The organism is Granulicella arctica (assembly GCF_025685605.1).
Classification (GTDB): domain Bacteria; phylum Acidobacteriota; class Terriglobia; order Terriglobales; family Acidobacteriaceae; genus Edaphobacter; species Edaphobacter arcticus.
The window spans coordinates 1,047,665-1,062,439 of sequence record NZ_JAGTUT010000001.1 but is presented as its reverse complement, the minus strand read 5'-3'; the positions used below and the strand labels follow the sequence as shown (position 1 = coordinate 1,062,439).

The 14,775-nt window shown below is 58.2% G+C and carries 12 protein-coding genes; 4 read left to right on the top strand and 8 right to left on the bottom strand.

Going from position 1 to position 14,775, the window contains the following annotated elements:
- Positions 1-56: 56 nt before the first annotated feature.
- From OHL20_RS04395 to OHL20_RS04380, 4 genes are all read left to right on the top strand, one after another.
- A complete protein-coding gene (locus OHL20_RS04395; RefSeq protein WP_263381996.1) occupies positions 57-962 on the top strand; it encodes a hypothetical protein in 906 nt (301 codons plus the stop codon).
- A complete protein-coding gene (locus OHL20_RS04390; protein ID WP_058188600.1) occupies positions 959-1,576 on the top strand; it encodes an RES family NAD+ phosphorylase in 618 nt (205 codons plus the stop codon). The genes OHL20_RS04395 and OHL20_RS04390 overlap by 4 nt, the downstream gene beginning before the upstream one ends.
- A 96-nt stretch (positions 1,577-1,672) precedes the next feature.
- Positions 1,673-3,316, top strand: coding sequence for a VPA1262 family N-terminal domain-containing protein (locus OHL20_RS04385; protein WP_263381995.1), 1,644 nt, complete (start codon positions 1,673-1,675; stop codon positions 3,314-3,316).
- Positions 3,313-4,764 carry a hypothetical protein gene (locus tag OHL20_RS04380; protein ID WP_263381994.1) on the top strand — a complete coding sequence of 484 codons (1,452 nt, stop codon included), beginning with the start codon at positions 3,313-3,315 and terminating at the stop codon, positions 4,762-4,764. Before OHL20_RS04385 ends, OHL20_RS04380 begins: the two co-directional genes overlap by 4 nt.
- 204 nt (positions 4,765-4,968) lie before the next feature.
- On the opposite strand, the gene mobF is transcribed toward OHL20_RS04380, so the two are convergent.
- From mobF to OHL20_RS04340, 8 genes are all read right to left on the bottom strand, one after another.
- Positions 4,969-8,523: a MobF family relaxase gene (gene mobF, locus OHL20_RS04375; RefSeq protein WP_263381993.1), complete on the bottom strand. Its 3,555-nt coding sequence runs from the start codon at positions 8,521-8,523 to the stop codon at positions 4,969-4,971.
- Positions 8,524-8,529: 6 nt separating this feature from the next.
- A complete protein-coding gene (locus OHL20_RS04370; protein WP_263381992.1) occupies positions 8,530-10,002 on the bottom strand; it encodes a type IV secretion system DNA-binding domain-containing protein in 1,473 nt (490 codons plus the stop codon).
- On the bottom strand, positions 9,999-10,391 hold the full coding sequence (locus tag OHL20_RS04365; protein ID WP_263381991.1) for a hypothetical protein: 393 nt from the start codon (positions 10,389-10,391) through the stop codon (positions 9,999-10,001). The genes OHL20_RS04370 and OHL20_RS04365 overlap by 4 nt, the downstream gene beginning before the upstream one ends.
- A gap of 197 nt (positions 10,392-10,588) precedes the next feature.
- Complete coding sequence (locus tag OHL20_RS04360; protein ID WP_263381990.1) at positions 10,589-10,915, bottom strand: hypothetical protein; 327 nt, start codon at positions 10,913-10,915, stop codon at positions 10,589-10,591.
- Between the two features lie 25 nt (positions 10,916-10,940).
- A complete protein-coding gene (locus OHL20_RS04355) occupies positions 10,941-11,885 on the bottom strand; it encodes a RepB family DNA primase (protein WP_263381989.1) in 945 nt (314 codons plus the stop codon).
- A 104-nt stretch (positions 11,886-11,989) separates the two neighbouring features.
- Positions 11,990-12,364 (bottom strand): single-stranded DNA-binding protein, encoded by a 375-nt coding sequence (locus tag OHL20_RS04350; protein WP_263381988.1) that lies wholly within the window; start codon positions 12,362-12,364, stop codon positions 11,990-11,992.
- A gap of 531 nt (positions 12,365-12,895) precedes the next feature.
- Positions 12,896-13,864 carry a CpaF family protein gene (locus OHL20_RS04345; RefSeq protein WP_263381987.1) on the bottom strand — a complete coding sequence of 323 codons (969 nt, stop codon included), beginning with the start codon at positions 13,862-13,864 and terminating at the stop codon, positions 12,896-12,898.
- Positions 13,861-14,667 carry a VirB8/TrbF family protein gene (locus OHL20_RS04340; RefSeq protein WP_263381986.1) on the bottom strand — a complete coding sequence of 269 codons (807 nt, stop codon included), beginning with the start codon at positions 14,665-14,667 and terminating at the stop codon, positions 13,861-13,863. Before OHL20_RS04340 ends, OHL20_RS04345 begins: the two co-directional genes overlap by 4 nt.
- Positions 14,668-14,775: the final 108 nt, after the last annotated feature.

The following is a 14,775-nucleotide window of genomic DNA, read 5'->3' as shown; positions in this document are numbered from 1 at the left end:
TAGTTGACGAAGTGTAACCAATAAGACTAACATTACTTAGTCAACTGGAGGCCGTCATGCTCATCGTTTCTGAACATCCTAGGACCCTTGATGAGGTTCAACAGAGTATTCAACGTTGGCTGGGAAAGTCCTCCGAAGGCGTCTTGCCTTTCACCTTCTCTCGGGGCGACGGTCCGGCCGATCTCCTTTGCCTTGTGTCGCATAGCACTCAAGACGTCAAACTTAGCACGGCTCGGGAGTGGGTTCTGTTTGAGATGAAGCACAGCCGCCTTAAGCTCAATCTCGATAAGTTCTTGGTCACCACAGCGATTGAAGGCGAACGAGTGTGCCTGAATATCGAGCAGGAGCCTGAGTCGGAGCACCGTGTTCTGAGCTGGGTTCTGCAGGACATAGCGGAGACTAAGCATCCCGCGTTTCAATCCCGAATCCTGAGAGCCTTCCTCCATCTGGAGGAGGACCTGCCAAGCTCCACCATTGAGGAGGCGACGGGAGCACCTACTGACTTTCTGGTGGCACTCGAAGCCCTGAGTTCGGCTCCGGGGACGGCCCAACTCATCGCGGACGATCCACTTCTCGCCGCCAAGATCAGGGGGCTGAAGCGGAAGAGACAGATGCTGGAGATTGCCGGCGGCGCTCTCTCTTCGGGCCAAGTCGCGGAGGTCCTCAGCATCTCCAGGCAAGCCGTCGACAAGCGGCGGTCAGCAAACCAACTCCTCGCACTCACCCAAGGCAGGCGTGGCTACAGCTACCCGAGCTTCCAATTTGAGGACGGTAACACGATTCGAGGCCTCGAGCGGGCGCTTGGGCATCTGGCGAATCTCGATCCGTGGATGCGGATGGCCTTCTTCACCTCGCCCAATGAACGACTCGGGGGAACCACGCCGATTGAGGGGCTACAGGAGGGGTTGGTCGAAGAGGTCGGAGACGCAGCCAGCGGTTACGGGGAGCAGGGTTCTCTATGATCGATCTGCCGGGAGAGCATCCCCTTCCCCATCCAGAGCTCCCTACGCAGACGCCGCTTATATTCACGATCAAGGTCGGGGAGGTCCTCTACCGTCACCACCAGACCGTCAACGATCCTATCCACTTCGGAACCTCCGGGCTCAACCGGTTCGACGATCCGGACTGCGCCACAGGCGCGACGTTTGGAGTTCTCTACGCTGGGGAAGATCCCCACTGTTGTTTCATTGAGTCATGCGGTTCAACGACGGGCGTTCCCGCAGTGTCAGGCGCATACCTCGATGCACGTTCGATCGCGAAGCTTGAGCTGACCGAAGAACTCCGGTTCATCGATCTGGCTAGCTCCGGCGGACTGACTCATGTGGGCGCTGATGGGCGTCTTTTCACGGGATCCTACAAAGTCGCACAACGTTGGTCTGCCGCTCTTAGGCTGCATCCTGCGAAGCCTGACGGGCTACGGTACCGCTCACGACATGATCCGACGCGTATCGCCTATGCGATCTTCACGCGACCACACTCGACGTTCAACGTAAGTTCGATGGGATCGCTGACCGCCTATGCGAACAGGGGGCTGCTGAATGAACTGCTGCGCGATTACAACGTCGATCTGATCTGATTCGGTAGAGAACGAGCCTATGACCACTTCCGAGACGTATAAACACCATCGACCAGGATGGGATTTGGCTGAAAGACGCAATCATGAAAGGACCGTATGCAACCCGCGCCGCAGGACACGGAGATTCGCCGGTTGGGGCATATGCAAGAACTATCGAGGCTGCTGACACCTGGTGCGATCGGCTTTTACGACCACATTGAAGTGACGGAAATTGTTGGCTTTGTCGACGACCCTACCAAGCCGGTCAATATTTTTACCATCATCGTTGCGGGCGAGGGCGACGTTGAAGCGACTGTCTCGCCCCAGTTCCTGAACCCAGGCCGAATCGAGCTGGCAAAGCTCAAAGAGTGGAAGTTCGGAGTCGTACGCTACCGTCTCCCCATTTGCGAACTGGAACAGCTCGTCTCTGATATCACTTCTCGCCAGGTTTGGCGCGGCTCCGGCAAAGACCTCAGACTCGGCAAAATGACGGCTCTCTCACCGAAGTTCGTTCCCCATGACGGTCGTAATGCGGTCCCTCTCAACCGGGTTCTTAAGAATAATTTCTGGAGCGGGTCACATGTGTTCGAATGGGTCGATCCGAAAAAGGAGCAGTTGCGCCCGTTTTTTGAAGACCCTACAAGGCTTCAGGATCTGTCGGATCGAATCGGACGATTCGTACCTATCGAGATCGGGGCGCTCTCGGACCGCCTGGGCAATGTCATGCTGCAGTTAGCGGTGAACGTTATGGCAGCGAAGTTCAGCGAGGCGACAATCGGCCATGCGCTTACGCTCAAGATGGGCTGGCATCCAAAAGCGACCCCGCGTGAGCTCATGGTGACCTGCGAACGCAACTCAGACGGGTTCGTCTCGGCCTTCGTCGCGGTGAAGGTTACCGGCGAGGAGACACCCATCCCACTTGCCTCCCGGGACGGACCCTATCGTGCCTCGATATGGGAACCCAACGGAGGGACACTTCTTTCTGCTACAGGAGAGTTTGATTTCTTCGATTCTGTTCCGATCAATATGCACGCTCTGACGAACCACACTCGCACGTTCGTCCTTCGGAACACCTTTGGCGCGGAAACGAAGCATGAGGTTGGCGTGATCACACATCAGAGCCTGTTGGTGGGAACGCCCTACGTGGACCCAAACGGAGGGTTTACTCAGAGCCGCCTATACGCCGAAGAGATTTCGGGTCTTCTGGAACGACGAGAGTTTGTTCAATATGCCAAGGAACTGACCGATCTCCGGCTTGAGAGAGAGCGAGCACTTTCTGACATCCGGAGGCTAATCAACCAACATTGCGAGGCTGGCGCCTGGTTGTGGGATCCGTTCTTAACCGCGAAAGATATTCTGGACACCCTCTTCTTCTGCCATCGGCGCAATGCCGACCTCCGCGCATTGACATCAGGCAAAGAATCTCCTGAAGGCAGGTTGTTCAGCACTCCCGAAGATGACTTGGTTGCCCTGCAGCGCCGTGTCTTCCAGGAGGCAGAAAGCAATCTGGAGGGCCTTCGACTCGAATTCAGGAGGAAATACGGCCAATACGGTTCCTCGTTCCATGACCGCTTCCTTATCTTTCCGCGCACGTTACATCGTGAAACGCTCGTTTGGTCACTCGGGACTTCGATCAACGGTGTGGGCAAAGAGCACCACATTCTGCAGCTGGTGGATAACGGACAGGCCATCATGGATGCCTTCCTCGAACTCTGGAACAAACTCACCGAACCGGAACACCTGGTCTGGAGGGTTCCGTGAAATTGGTGGAATGGCAGGAAGCCATATCTAAAGCTTTGGAACCTGGCGACGTAATTACCCCTGCGGGTCTTCTGCAGACCCTCACAAACGAGGGTGAACCGCGTCAGGCGCTGTCGAATATGGATCGTAGCAACCGTCTGTTCGCTTCGCTCCACAAAGAGTTCCCGTTCTTTCGACAGCCACTTCCCAATAAAATACCGCTGTCGGATGAAGATCAGGCGCGAGGGATCGGAGTCCTGCGTTGGTTGATCGAACAACTACGGGAATGGTCTGCTCTTCGAGACCCAGAGCTTGAGCGCTTCGTGGCGTCCGTCGTAGTCATCCAGTCGTGCCCATGGGATAGCGTGGCGTGGTTTTCACTGGACGACAACTTGCTCTTCAACGCGGAACTGACTGAGAGACTCAAGGCTATGCTTTCCTCCACAAAGGGCACGATCAAGGTTCAATCCTTGGGCGGCGATGGTAGAGCAGATGATGAGTCAGTAGCTCAACTCAGAGCGGCGGGAGAGATCAAGGATTGGAAAACGCTCTTGATCAGTCGAAGGCGTATGACGAACCTGATGTTCCCCAACCTGCTGATTATCCAGGCGGTTCGCTACTTGTATAGACACAGTCCTTCGGCGCTTGTGGCAGGCACATCAGAAATCCAGGATGCATCTCTCGTTCAACAAATCGTCGGTGCGTTGACGGTAGAACAGGGGTTCCGCTTCGCGAGCCAGACCGATAACGGCTTGATTCAGCTGATGGCCCTCGAAACAGCTTTCGAGGACCGACGTCTACGGCAAGTACTGTCGGGTGAGCAGCAACGCTCTCTCTCAGACTTGTTGAACAGCATCCTGACGAATGAAGGGACATGGTCGACCTTCCTTGCTCTCTTCTACGAATATCCTTCCGCTTATCCGTCGTTGCAGGCGTTAATAGGATCCGCACTGGCCGTAGCAACCGAAAGCGCGTTGATCGCCTATGTAGAGAGCGTACGGCTGTCCGCTCCGTGCAATTTGCCAAACCGGCAGGCGGTCTCCGTCTGCTTAGCTAGGTTTCGCAACGAAGCGAACGAACCGAGCCGATGGTTCCTGTGGGAGAAGGCGTTTCAGCGCTGGAGTTCCTGGCACTTTGATGGGGCGGGAAGAGAGCTTCTTGAGCCAACATTTTCCGAGATGGACTACGCCATCATCGGGTATTTGAAAGAATGTATCGTCGGAAGTGAGGCGCAAGCTCAGCTGTCGATGATTGAATCGGAAATCAAGAACGTTGAACAAAACTGGTTCCGAAGCATCACAGAGCTCTATACCTTTAGAAATCGGCTTCTCTCACGCCTGCAGCCATTTGCTCATGCGCTTGATCCTTCGAGCGAAGACAACTGGCTGGCTGAGAGCACTTGGTATCACCCGGCCGGGGGCGAACTCTTATATGCAGCTCTTCTGTTCAGCATTCGCGGTGGTTTGTGACGGGGCTACCGTCACACGTCCAAGCCCCCTGTTTCTATCGTTCAGCTCGCCCAACCTCCTCGATGAGTGATACATCGCCAATGCGCTCATTGAGGAGGTTGGGATCAGGAAGTCCTGTTACTTTTCGAATGCAACCAGGACCCGCAGAATTTCCCTAAGCGTGCATCCGGTGGAAGGGCCCCTCTTTGGAAAGAAATCCTTAGACTAGAAGCCGATTCCGAAATCATTCTGCTGCTTGGTGGGCTGGGCGAATTCTGTTACTGCGATTTCCTTGGAAGAAGCGAATTCTTGCTGCGGCGGGCTGGTGTATAGAGCGAGATCCGCTTTGGCGGACGCTGCCTGGAACGCCTGTTGGGTGAGTCCATCGCCAGTTGCGATCACACGTTCTGCGCGAACGTTCTTCAAAGAATCGACGACGTAACCGTAGTCGATGTGCTGTGCCTTCTCAGGAGGAACTTCGGCGATCTTGCCGGAATCCATCTTCACGGTCATGGCGTGGTCCTCGCCGATGCGGGTGACAGTCCCGAGGTCACCGGAGCGCACGCCCATCTCCTTATCGTAGGTGCCGAAGCGTACGCGCTCACCCTGGGAGATTGCGCGAGTCTCTTCCTGGAAGACTCTGCTCTCGCGCGTTTGAGTTCGGAGCTGCGCGGGATCGTAGGTAACTTCTTCGCGGGTCGCGTCGAAGCGAACAGAGAGGAGATTGCCGCGCGAGGTCGTGGAAACAACCGTGCCCTGGCTGTCATGAGGGATACCGTCGAGGCCGGGGCTGCCGGTCTTGTACTGGATTTTGTCACCGAGCTGGTAGCTTTCAACACGCATCTTGCTCCCAGTCTCTTTCTCGATGAGAACTGTTACAGCCTGGGCGTCGCGGCCGAGTTTGCCTTGCGCGTAGAGGTCGGCCCGAATTAGCTGTGTCAGCTCGGCGCGCTCTCGGCGATCGGGCGCGACGATGACGGAATGTTGCGGGCGGCTGGCGTACTCGCTAGCGACGGCTGCGAGCCGTGAATCCGGATTGCTGTACTCATGCACCGCAAGGGTCTGCGACTTCGAAACCTCCTGCGCTGCGGGCGGCTCGGGCTTGGCTGTAAAGTCCAGAGCCGTAGTCTTGGTCACATCGGTAGCGAGCCGCTGGCCCAACGTTGCAGCGTCGTTCGTATAAATCCTCGCGTCTTCGGAGGCGCGAGAGATGGCGACATAGGCGAGCCGGTTGTTGATGAGGCTGCGGCTGGACTCGGTATCGATATTGGCGATCACGCGATCTGCGGTTAGTCCCTGAGAGCTGTGGGATGTGACAGCGTAGCCGTGGTCAAACTGCCGAAACTCAGTGGGATTGAAGCTGACAGAACGCTGTTCCTTCCCATCCATGAGTACGGTGAGTCGGTCCGGCTCCATTCTAGTAATAGTTCCCATGTCGCGGTTCGAAATCCCCAGATCCTTATAAATAGCCGAGAACTGGAGCCGGTCGCCGGTGGCGAATTCCCGGCTGGTCTCGCGATAGACGTTCACGCCATAGACCCGCTTGGGGTCGTACTCGACACTGGAGCCATGGGAGAACTCCACGGTCAAACGATTCGTAGCCGCATCGCTCGATCGCACCACGCCGAAGCTGCCGCGCTCGATCCCCTCGGCTTTGCTGCCGCGTTCGTACTGAACGACATCGCCGGGGCGGTACATCGCCGCCCAGGTGCGGTCGGGGCCGGTCATATCGGAACGATGGGATAGCGTGAGGAACTGCCGACCGTCCTCGGCCAGCGTGCCAGCCTTCAGCAACTCGCCGCGCACGGCTTCATTGATCTGCTGGCGGCTGCGATTGTCCGGCGAAACGATGAGAGTGTTCTCCGGCCTGGCGGCGTAATCCCGTGCGATAGCGGCGATGCGCTCCGGCGCACTGGCAAACTCGGTGACACGGCCCTGCTGGGCGAGCAGAGCGATCCCCATCTCTGTTTCGTTGGTGGCAAGGTGCTGCACAGCACGTAGCAACTCCGGGTCTTTCTGCCGCATGATCGTGTCGAGCTTGGAGGTCTGCATCCCCGCCTCCTGCATCTGCTGGAAGGGGCGGCCAGCATCGACGCCCTGATGCTGGCGCGTGTCGCCAATGACCAGAACACGATCCTGCGGGTGTATCTTTTCGAGAAAGGCCCGCATCTGTTTGGTGCTGGCGAGACTGGATTCGTCCAGCATATAGAGATGTCTGCTGGAATCGGGGTCCTTCTGCCGGGCAAGGAAACTCTGAAGCGTGTTGGCCTCGATCCCTGCTTCGCGAAGCTGGCCTGCGGCTTTCGAGGTCGGGGCGAAGCCTTCGACCTTATAGCCGCCCTGCTCCGCACCCTCACGGATGGCGGCCAGCGTGCTCGTCTTCCCGGTTCCGGCTAATCCCTGGAATCCGTGTACGCGGTCGGTGCTGGTCAGCACCTCGCGGATGGCCGTTTGCTGCGCCTCGTTCAGAAACTCGCGGGACGTGGCCTGCCGCTCTGCGGCGGCTGTGGACAGCATTGGAGCCGATGCGCCCTGTCCGTTAAGGACATGCTGCACGTTTGCTCGCTCGTCGGCAATCGTCTCAGGTGTTGTGAAGCTGCGGCCAGAGCTGTATTTTTGACCTTGGACGGAACGGAATTCGCCTTCCTCCCGCCGCCGCTGGAACTCCGTCTGCACCTCCGAAAAGCTGACCTCGCCCATGCCCCTGCGTAGTGCTTCCCGCATGATGACACGTTCATCGGCCACGGCCTCTCGTTCGAAAACCTTCTCCTTCGCGAAGGCTACCGCCCCACGAAAATCCGGCTGCACACTGGGTTCCTGTGCCTGTCTCAGGGCACGTTCGCGCGCGGCGGCGATCACCCGTTCCGGCTGGTCACCGAAGTCTTTGGCCATCTCCTTGTGCGCCGCCAACACTTCGGACGCCGTGAGGGTTTGCTTCCGGTCACGGGTCGCGTGGGCGGCGATCTGCGCCGCCTCTGGTCCCTGGAAACCCGTCCGTTCCATCTGTTCTTTGATCTGCCGAGAACGAGGGCTGGAGGCGTCAAGGTATGCCTGTGTGAAGCCCAGAATTTCGGGTGCGCCGCTCTGTCCCGGCTCGATCTCATAGCCCAGCTTGCGTAGCTGATGCGTCAGCACCGATTGGTACACGGCGGTCGCATAGTTTTGCGACTCGAAGAATGTCCGTTCCTGGATGGCACGGGTGGAACCATCTTCGCGTTCCGTGACATTAAAGATGATGGCGTGGGTATGGAGCTGCGGCGCGGCGTAGCCGTTCACAGGCCTCGCCGTGTCATGTTCGAACTTTGCAGCGACGAACTTCCCGGTCACCTCGGCGGGATTGTTGCCGCCGATCCGCGCATGCGTGTACTTCTCCAACTCATCAAGGGCGGTCGTCACGGCAGCTCGGTGTGCCTTTGTCACGCGCTCGTCACCGCCAACGAGGGCAGTCAGCGAAACAGATTTGGGAGCGGAGAAGGTCGCGTCCCACCCGGCCCTGTGCTCGACGGGTTTGGTCACCGAACCATCCGCGTTTGTGTATTCCTGTCCTTCCCGGTGCCGCACCATCTGCGCCTCCGTCTGCGGGTGTATGCCTTCCGTCAGACGGGAGAACTCCAACGGTGCGACCTCACCGGAGAGGCCAAGGGAAGCGGCAAGTTTGCCCTGCGACTCTCCTTTTACCGTGTCGTCCTGCTTGTAATAGCTCTGCGCATCGCTGGTGTATTCGAGCTTGTGATACGTCTGCGCCTGGGCGGAGCTGATGGCTTTCGAAATGGTCAGCATGGCAGCCTACAAGTTGTGCGAGATGGAGGAAGTCTGGGCCTGCGCCGAAGGAACCACGGCCTTGGGAAGCTCCAGCTTTGGAACCATTGCCTCGGCTTCTTTGATCGGAGCGCCTTTGCTTGATGCGGCATTCCCGGGGTCGCTGCCGGACTCCGCGGTCGAATGCGCGGCAGGTGGACCGGCCACGGGTACCGGCGCGAGAGGGTTGAACCACATCTTGTGGGGAGGAATCACGCGCGGGATTAGGGCCTCTGCCACCTTGGGGAGGCTCATGGGCGGGAATGAAAAGCGTGAGACGTAGTTGTTGATCTTCACGAAGGTATGGAGGTCGGGCAGACCTTCCACCTCAGACTTCATCACCAGCGGCTCGATCTGCCGGTCAAGGGTGAAGCTCTTGCCCTGGCGCTTGCCATCCGCAACCGTCTCTCGGACGCGCTCGATCTCGACCTCGCCGATCATTTCCGCTGCCCACTTCGCCGCGTTCGGCTCGGCGGTGCGGAGGATGAATTTGGTAGTCGGTTGCGAAAGCATCACCTCGGCAAGATGACCGTAGATGGTTTCAAGCTGTGCCTTGCCCTGGTAGCCAAAGACGATAGGGTTATCGCTCTTACGGCCCTTGGTCAGCGCCGTATGGAACTGCGGAAGACGCTGGAGGCTGGCCAGCTCGTCGATCACCAGCCATACCTTTTTCTGTTCCGGCTTCGGCTTGGTCAGAAGACGCAACACAAGCAGATCAATCCAGAGCGAATGCAACGGACGAAGCGCCTCCTGCTCGGCTTCCGTGGATGTGAGGAAGATCCAGCCCTCACGCTTTTCGGCCCATTCCGTCGCGCACCACTCCCGGCCCTGGGCTTCTTCGCGGGTAGGCAGGAGACGCAAGCTGTCGGCCACAAGGCCGAGCGAGCCAAGTACACCACTCCGCTGCTGGGGCGCATCCTTGGGAGCGAAGTTCGCAAGCTCGGTGCCTTTCAAACGCCGATCGATCTCATCCTCGTCCGACATCCACGCAACCAATTCTTCGGGTGAAGGCTTGTACTTCAGGAGATGGGCGAAGATCTTCTGCGGCGTATCCGTAAAGAACTCGCCCCGCTTGTAGTCCTTCTCCGGCCCTCGATAGAAAACCGTGTACCCCTGATTCCGTGTTGCCTCCGACAATTCAGCAGGAAAGACAGCACCGGTGGGCAGCTTGGTTTCGCCGGGAACGAAGTCGGCTGGCAGGGCCAGTCGGGGAGCGGCTTTGCCGCCCCCGACATACAGCAGTCGATACTTGCCATGCTGCTTGAACGTCGCACCGATGAGCGACTGTATATAGGTCGGGGTATATGTCCGGCGCAACGGCGTCTCCGTGAAGCGGAGAAACTGCCACACGAAAAACAGCGTTGCGAAAACACCCAACGCCAACGCGCTGAAGGTATAGACGGGAGCGTGCGGCGGCCAAACAATGGTCTCTTTGCGACCCCACTGCTGATTGCTATTCATTGTGCTACCTCCGTTCTGGCGTACTGTTGCATGACTTCAACTGCGGCCTTGTGCTTGCTGGAACGAATGCCTTGCAACTCGGTCTGGAACGCCTGCGGTGTCATCACCTCGCCGCAAGCCACATTCCGCAAAGTTGAGTTGAGGAGCTGACGGATAGCCACGATCTCAGTAAAGATCGGCGTGATGGTCTCGCCTCTGGCCGCTGCTAGAAGCACCTCACGGCACCACTCGCTGAGGCTCTGACCTCTTTGCATGGCCGCCGCTTCCATCTCGTTCTGCTCGTCGCGCGTGACCTTGGCTGTGGCACTGATCGTCCGACCGGTCCTGCCTTTGGACCGGCGAATCCGCGTCTCTAAATTGAGATGGGAACCTTGGGTTTCCTCTTCCATGCCGTCTACTCCGAAGTTGCTTATAGGAGCCTTGCGGTCTCCTATAAGCAACCAGATTTATGTAACTTGCTTGTTTGCAGAGAGGTCGCCTATAGGCTCCCTATTGCTCATTTCGCGACACCCTGGAAGGGATGGAGTGTCAATCTTCTTCCGGTGCGCAGCACCGTAGTGGCTCTGCCACTGCTTTAGCAGTGGGATCATGCCTTCGATCCCGCCACGAATGCCGGTGCCTGTGCTGGCGATGACGCTGCGGATACCGCCTTCCTTGCTGGCGGCTCCGCTGCATCGGTAGCAGGCGCTCTGCGAATGCGAAGCGTCGACGAAGCCTGCTTCGCTTGCGGCGTCTTCAGGAAGTCCTGGAAGTCGCGATCTTTCGAGAAGACATAAGCAAGCGCCTGTTCCACCACGTCATCTGCGGATGCGCGGATGAAGGCGGCGTACTGATCGACCTGCGTAGCGGTTGAGTCAGTGAGCCGGATAGAGGCGCTGACCTGGCGGGTTTGGATGACTTCGAGTAGTGGCATTGCTGTTCTCCTTTGGGTGATAAATTCAGGCGATCTTATTGCGTGCAATCATGCGCTGTGCCGTGGCCGCAATCTCCCTCGCACGAGCGGAGCAAAGTGCAGCGGGAAGCTCAGACTGTCTGCGGCTCTCAAGCATCGCGATTACGTCCGCGATGGATGTGCCCTCCGTCAGCCAGAGACGGGCCGAAGCCATATCCACCGTGCGTTGGGCGTAGTAGGTGGGATTGGGCTTGTCGGAGCGCCGCGAAGCCAGCTCCAGAGTGAGCGTCACGGCATCTTTGCCGTGGGCAAGCTCACGCGAGATCCAAGTCCAATCATGCTCGGAGTTGGTCTGCATATCCCGACGTATCGGCTGCTGCGGGATAGGTGGAATCATGCAGGCTTCGCGAAGGACATAGAGGTGAAAGTCATCCGGCTGATAGGTCGCATCGGAGAGATACTCGACGGTGACGAGCTGCGCTGGATCGTACTTGCAATTCTTGAATCCGGGGATGCGAAGAACCCGGTTGCAATCCGTGCAGGAGATGTCGCCATGGAAGGCCATGGCGAGGAGCTTGAGCGTCATCTCTTGCGTGTAGAAGTCGAAATCCTCCACGCGCCACAACACCTGGTATTTGCCTGCCGATGTAGAGACAATCACATTCGGCTCCGGCACAAGCTCGGAAGCCCGGAGCGCAGCGAGACGGCCCTCTCCGTTCACGTCGATATCGATGTACAGGTGGCGAATGGAAGCGATGCAATCCTTGGTGCGCTTCCGGCTGCCGGAAAGCAGCGGATTGGCAGCCACGTAGATGTTCGTGCCGCTGTGGTTTTCATGGGCGAGCCATCCACGGTAACGGGGTGCGAGCGCACGTTCCAAAGGAACAATGCGTTGCTGTGTCTTTGCGATGCTCTCGTTGCGAAGCAAGAGAGCGATCGTGTCACCCGGAGCGAAGCAACGGGTAAGAAAGTCTTGGGCTGTTCCATTCATCTCGATACCTCCAATCCGACCTGCACTGCTTACGCGATGCCACGGGCCTTTAGCAGCCGAAGAAGCCCGGCTGGATGCCGGACTCTTCGGCGAGGAGGAAGGGCCTATGCGGCCTCTTCCTCGGTGGATTCGTCCTCGTCTTCCGCTGCCGCTTTGGCGGCACGATCCAGCTTGAGAATCGAGTTGACCCGAATCTCCCAAACCGTCACTTCCGCGCCGGTCTTCGTGCTGTCGTACTTGCGGCTGCGCAACTCGCCCTCGACCTGGATGTGAGCGCCTTTCTGCAGCTTGGCGGCGAACTCTCCGAGCTTGCCGAAGACGACGCAACGGTGCCATTCGGTGTGCTCGATGTACTTGCCGTCCTTCTTATAGGAGGACTTGGTTGCCAGCGAGAGTGTGGTAAGGCTGCGGTCGTTGTTGGTGCGAACTTCTGCATCAGCGCCGGTGAATCCGATGAGGGTGACTTTGTTTGAGTACATGGTGGTGATCTCCGTTTCGTTGAATTTCCCGTATTCTGCTCGGGTCACACAGGCGAAGCCAAGCGAGTGGGCCCGGCTCCCAAGTGCCAAGGAGTGCTTTCTTGGCGGGGCCCGAAAGAAGTTTGCGCGGTGTTCTTTGCCGCGGTTCTCAAACTTCTTTTGGGAGGAACCGAGACCCCGCAGGGGCGCTGAAAGCGAAGCAGAACGACGCCGAGCCGCAGGGCGCCGGTTTGGCCCCGAAGCGTGACCCCGAGCAGAGGACGGGATACGAGGCGGAAGGCTCCCCGATGCACCGAAGTCAAACTCTCGATCTCCGCGCTTGAAGTTCGCCGAAGCCGTAGCCCATCTCATCGCTACAAAGGCTCCATAGAAGGGCGGCTCAGAGCACCCTCCGTTGCGCTCTCGGCTATGCCGATATGCCACGCTGGGCGCTTTTAGAGACGAGTTGGGCTGTGCAGCCGAATTGGCAGCATGACGGTACATCGAAGTGACCTCGATTCGGGTTCGGTTCTCTAGCTGTATGCCTGTCGATCAGGCGGCGGAAGCACGATAGATGTCCTCCGTCTGGAAGCTCTGGTCCGCGTGGGTGTATCCGTTCACGGTAATCAGCTCGCGCACCCGGCGGCGGCCCGTGGCATCGCGCTCGCAGTACAGAACAAAGTCGATGGCCTCTGCTGTCTCGGAGCGAATGAATGCGTGGTTGAGATTGGCCCGCGCGCTCAGGGCCAAATCCGACAGCCTATTCAGGGCGTCCCATGCGGACTTTGCGTGGATGGTGGAGAGCGTTCCGCCATGCCCTGTGTTCATCGCTTGCAGTAAGTCATAGCCGCACTCATCGCGTATCTCGCCCATGATGATCCGGTCGGGACGATGGCGCAGAGCGGCTGCTAAGAGCTGGCTCGGAGTGATGGCAACCTGGCCGGGAATCGCCTCAACGGCCTCCCAGCGGACGGCGTTGGCGTGGTTGACTTTCAATTCGGCGGGCTGCTCGATGACCACGAGACGTTCATGCTGGGGAACGTGGTCAAGCAAAGCCTTCATCAAGGTCGTCTTCCCCGAGCTGGTTCCGCCGCTGATAATGCCGTTCTTTCGCTCGTTGATGAAGCCGATGACTTTGTCGCGAACGGGCTCGGGCAAGCTGCCAACGGCGATCAACTCATCGGAGGTGTACCAGCGATTGAATTTGCGGATGGTCAGCGTCGGCCCATTGATCGAAGACGGAGCGCCCACCACCGCCACACGCGAGCCATCGGGCAAGCGTGTATTCAGGATCGGATTCTGCGTCGTGAGATCCTGCCCGAGGATACGAGCGACCCTCTCAATTGCAGCCTGCAGCCGGTCATTCGTGTATGGCGTAGAAAGAGGGATATGCTCGATCACGCCATTCCGATCCGCATAGACGCCTGTGGTGCCATTGATCATGAGGTCCGAGATGGAAGTGTCAAGCAACAGCGCACGCAACTCCTCGGGGAAGAACGGGAGGATTAGGCGGTAGCTCATCGCGTCGCTCCTGTTGCTGGCGTTGCCGGTAACGCCGGCAACGCTGCATTGGTTCCCGGCACTATCGGATCGACCGAGAGCCGGTTTTCGTGGAATTCAGTGATAGTCAATCCGAGCGGATTGATGGTCTCGAACTGCGGGAAGATGCGTGCCTGGTCGCTGACCTGTTTGGGATTCAGATAGTAGGTAATACTCAGCATCCAATGTTCTGTCCGGGGCTCACGGGAGTTCTGCGCAGAGTAGAACCTGTCGATCGCAACAAGGGCCGTTCCACGGGCGATCCGTGCGCCCTGAACGGTCTCGTCTGACATGGACGTAATGGTCACGTTCTTTACCTGCACGTCGCTGGTCTCGATCTGCCCCGCCACCACTTGCGAAACAAGATGATTCGCGTTGTCGGCAGTCATCAATTGCGAGGCGAGTGTCTGCGATAAGAAGTAGTAGTTGAGCGGATACTTCTTCGCGATGGTGTCCCGGCCAATGGTGTAGCGGTAGTTCGCCCAGTCTGTGAGATATGTCCGGACTTCGCCCTCACGAGGGCTGTAGTTGAGGTCGCTGTATTGGATTGCCTGGGCGCGGCCCATCTCATCGATGCGGATGTAGCGATTCGCAATAGGACGATGTGCCAGAGAGAAGTTAAGCCACATCGAACCGAGTAGCACAACGGTCCCGCAACCGATGACAAGACGATAGGCTTTGCGCTCGGCATAGTGGGAGGCATAGACCTCATTCCCGATGTGGTCCGTGAGCAGGGCTTGCTCCGGCGTGAGCGCGCTTTCAATGGGTGCTGTGTGTGTGGACATGAGGGGTCTGGCTCCTTTCCGAGACGGCGTGCAAAACGACGGCAGCGTAAATGATGCCTGCGATAAGGCATCCCACAAGAAATAGCAGAAAGAGATAGCGAAGAGGTC

Coding starts and splice junctions, on each gene's coding strand:
- OHL20_RS04345 (WP_263381987.1), bottom strand. CDS start 13,864: ATGAGCTACCGCCTAATCCTCCCGTTCTTCCCCGAGGAGTTGCGTGCG.
- OHL20_RS04360 (WP_263381990.1), bottom strand. CDS start 10,915: ATGCCACTACTCGAAGTCATCCAAACCCGCCAGGTCAGCGCCTCTATC.
- OHL20_RS04350 (WP_263381988.1), bottom strand. CDS start 12,364: ATGTACTCAAACAAAGTCACCCTCATCGGATTCACCGGCGCTGATGCA.
- OHL20_RS04355 (WP_263381989.1), bottom strand. CDS start 11,885: ATGAATGGAACAGCCCAAGACTTTCTTACCCGTTGCTTCGCTCCGGGT.
- OHL20_RS04390 (WP_058188600.1), top strand. CDS start 959: ATGATCGATCTGCCGGGAGAGCATCCCCTTCCCCATCCAGAGCTCCCT.
- OHL20_RS04365 (WP_263381991.1), bottom strand. CDS start 10,391: ATGGAAGAGGAAACCCAAGGTTCCCATCTCAATTTAGAGACGCGGATT.
- OHL20_RS04395 (WP_263381996.1), top strand. CDS start 57: ATGCTCATCGTTTCTGAACATCCTAGGACCCTTGATGAGGTTCAACAG.
- OHL20_RS04385 (WP_263381995.1), top strand. CDS start 1,673: ATGCAACCCGCGCCGCAGGACACGGAGATTCGCCGGTTGGGGCATATG.
- mobF (WP_263381993.1), bottom strand. CDS start 8,523: ATGCTGACCATTTCGAAAGCCATCAGCTCCGCCCAGGCGCAGACGTAT.
- OHL20_RS04340 (WP_263381986.1), bottom strand. CDS start 14,667: ATGTCCACACACACAGCACCCATTGAAAGCGCGCTCACGCCGGAGCAA.
- OHL20_RS04370 (WP_263381992.1), bottom strand. CDS start 10,002: ATGAATAGCAATCAGCAGTGGGGTCGCAAAGAGACCATTGTTTGGCCG.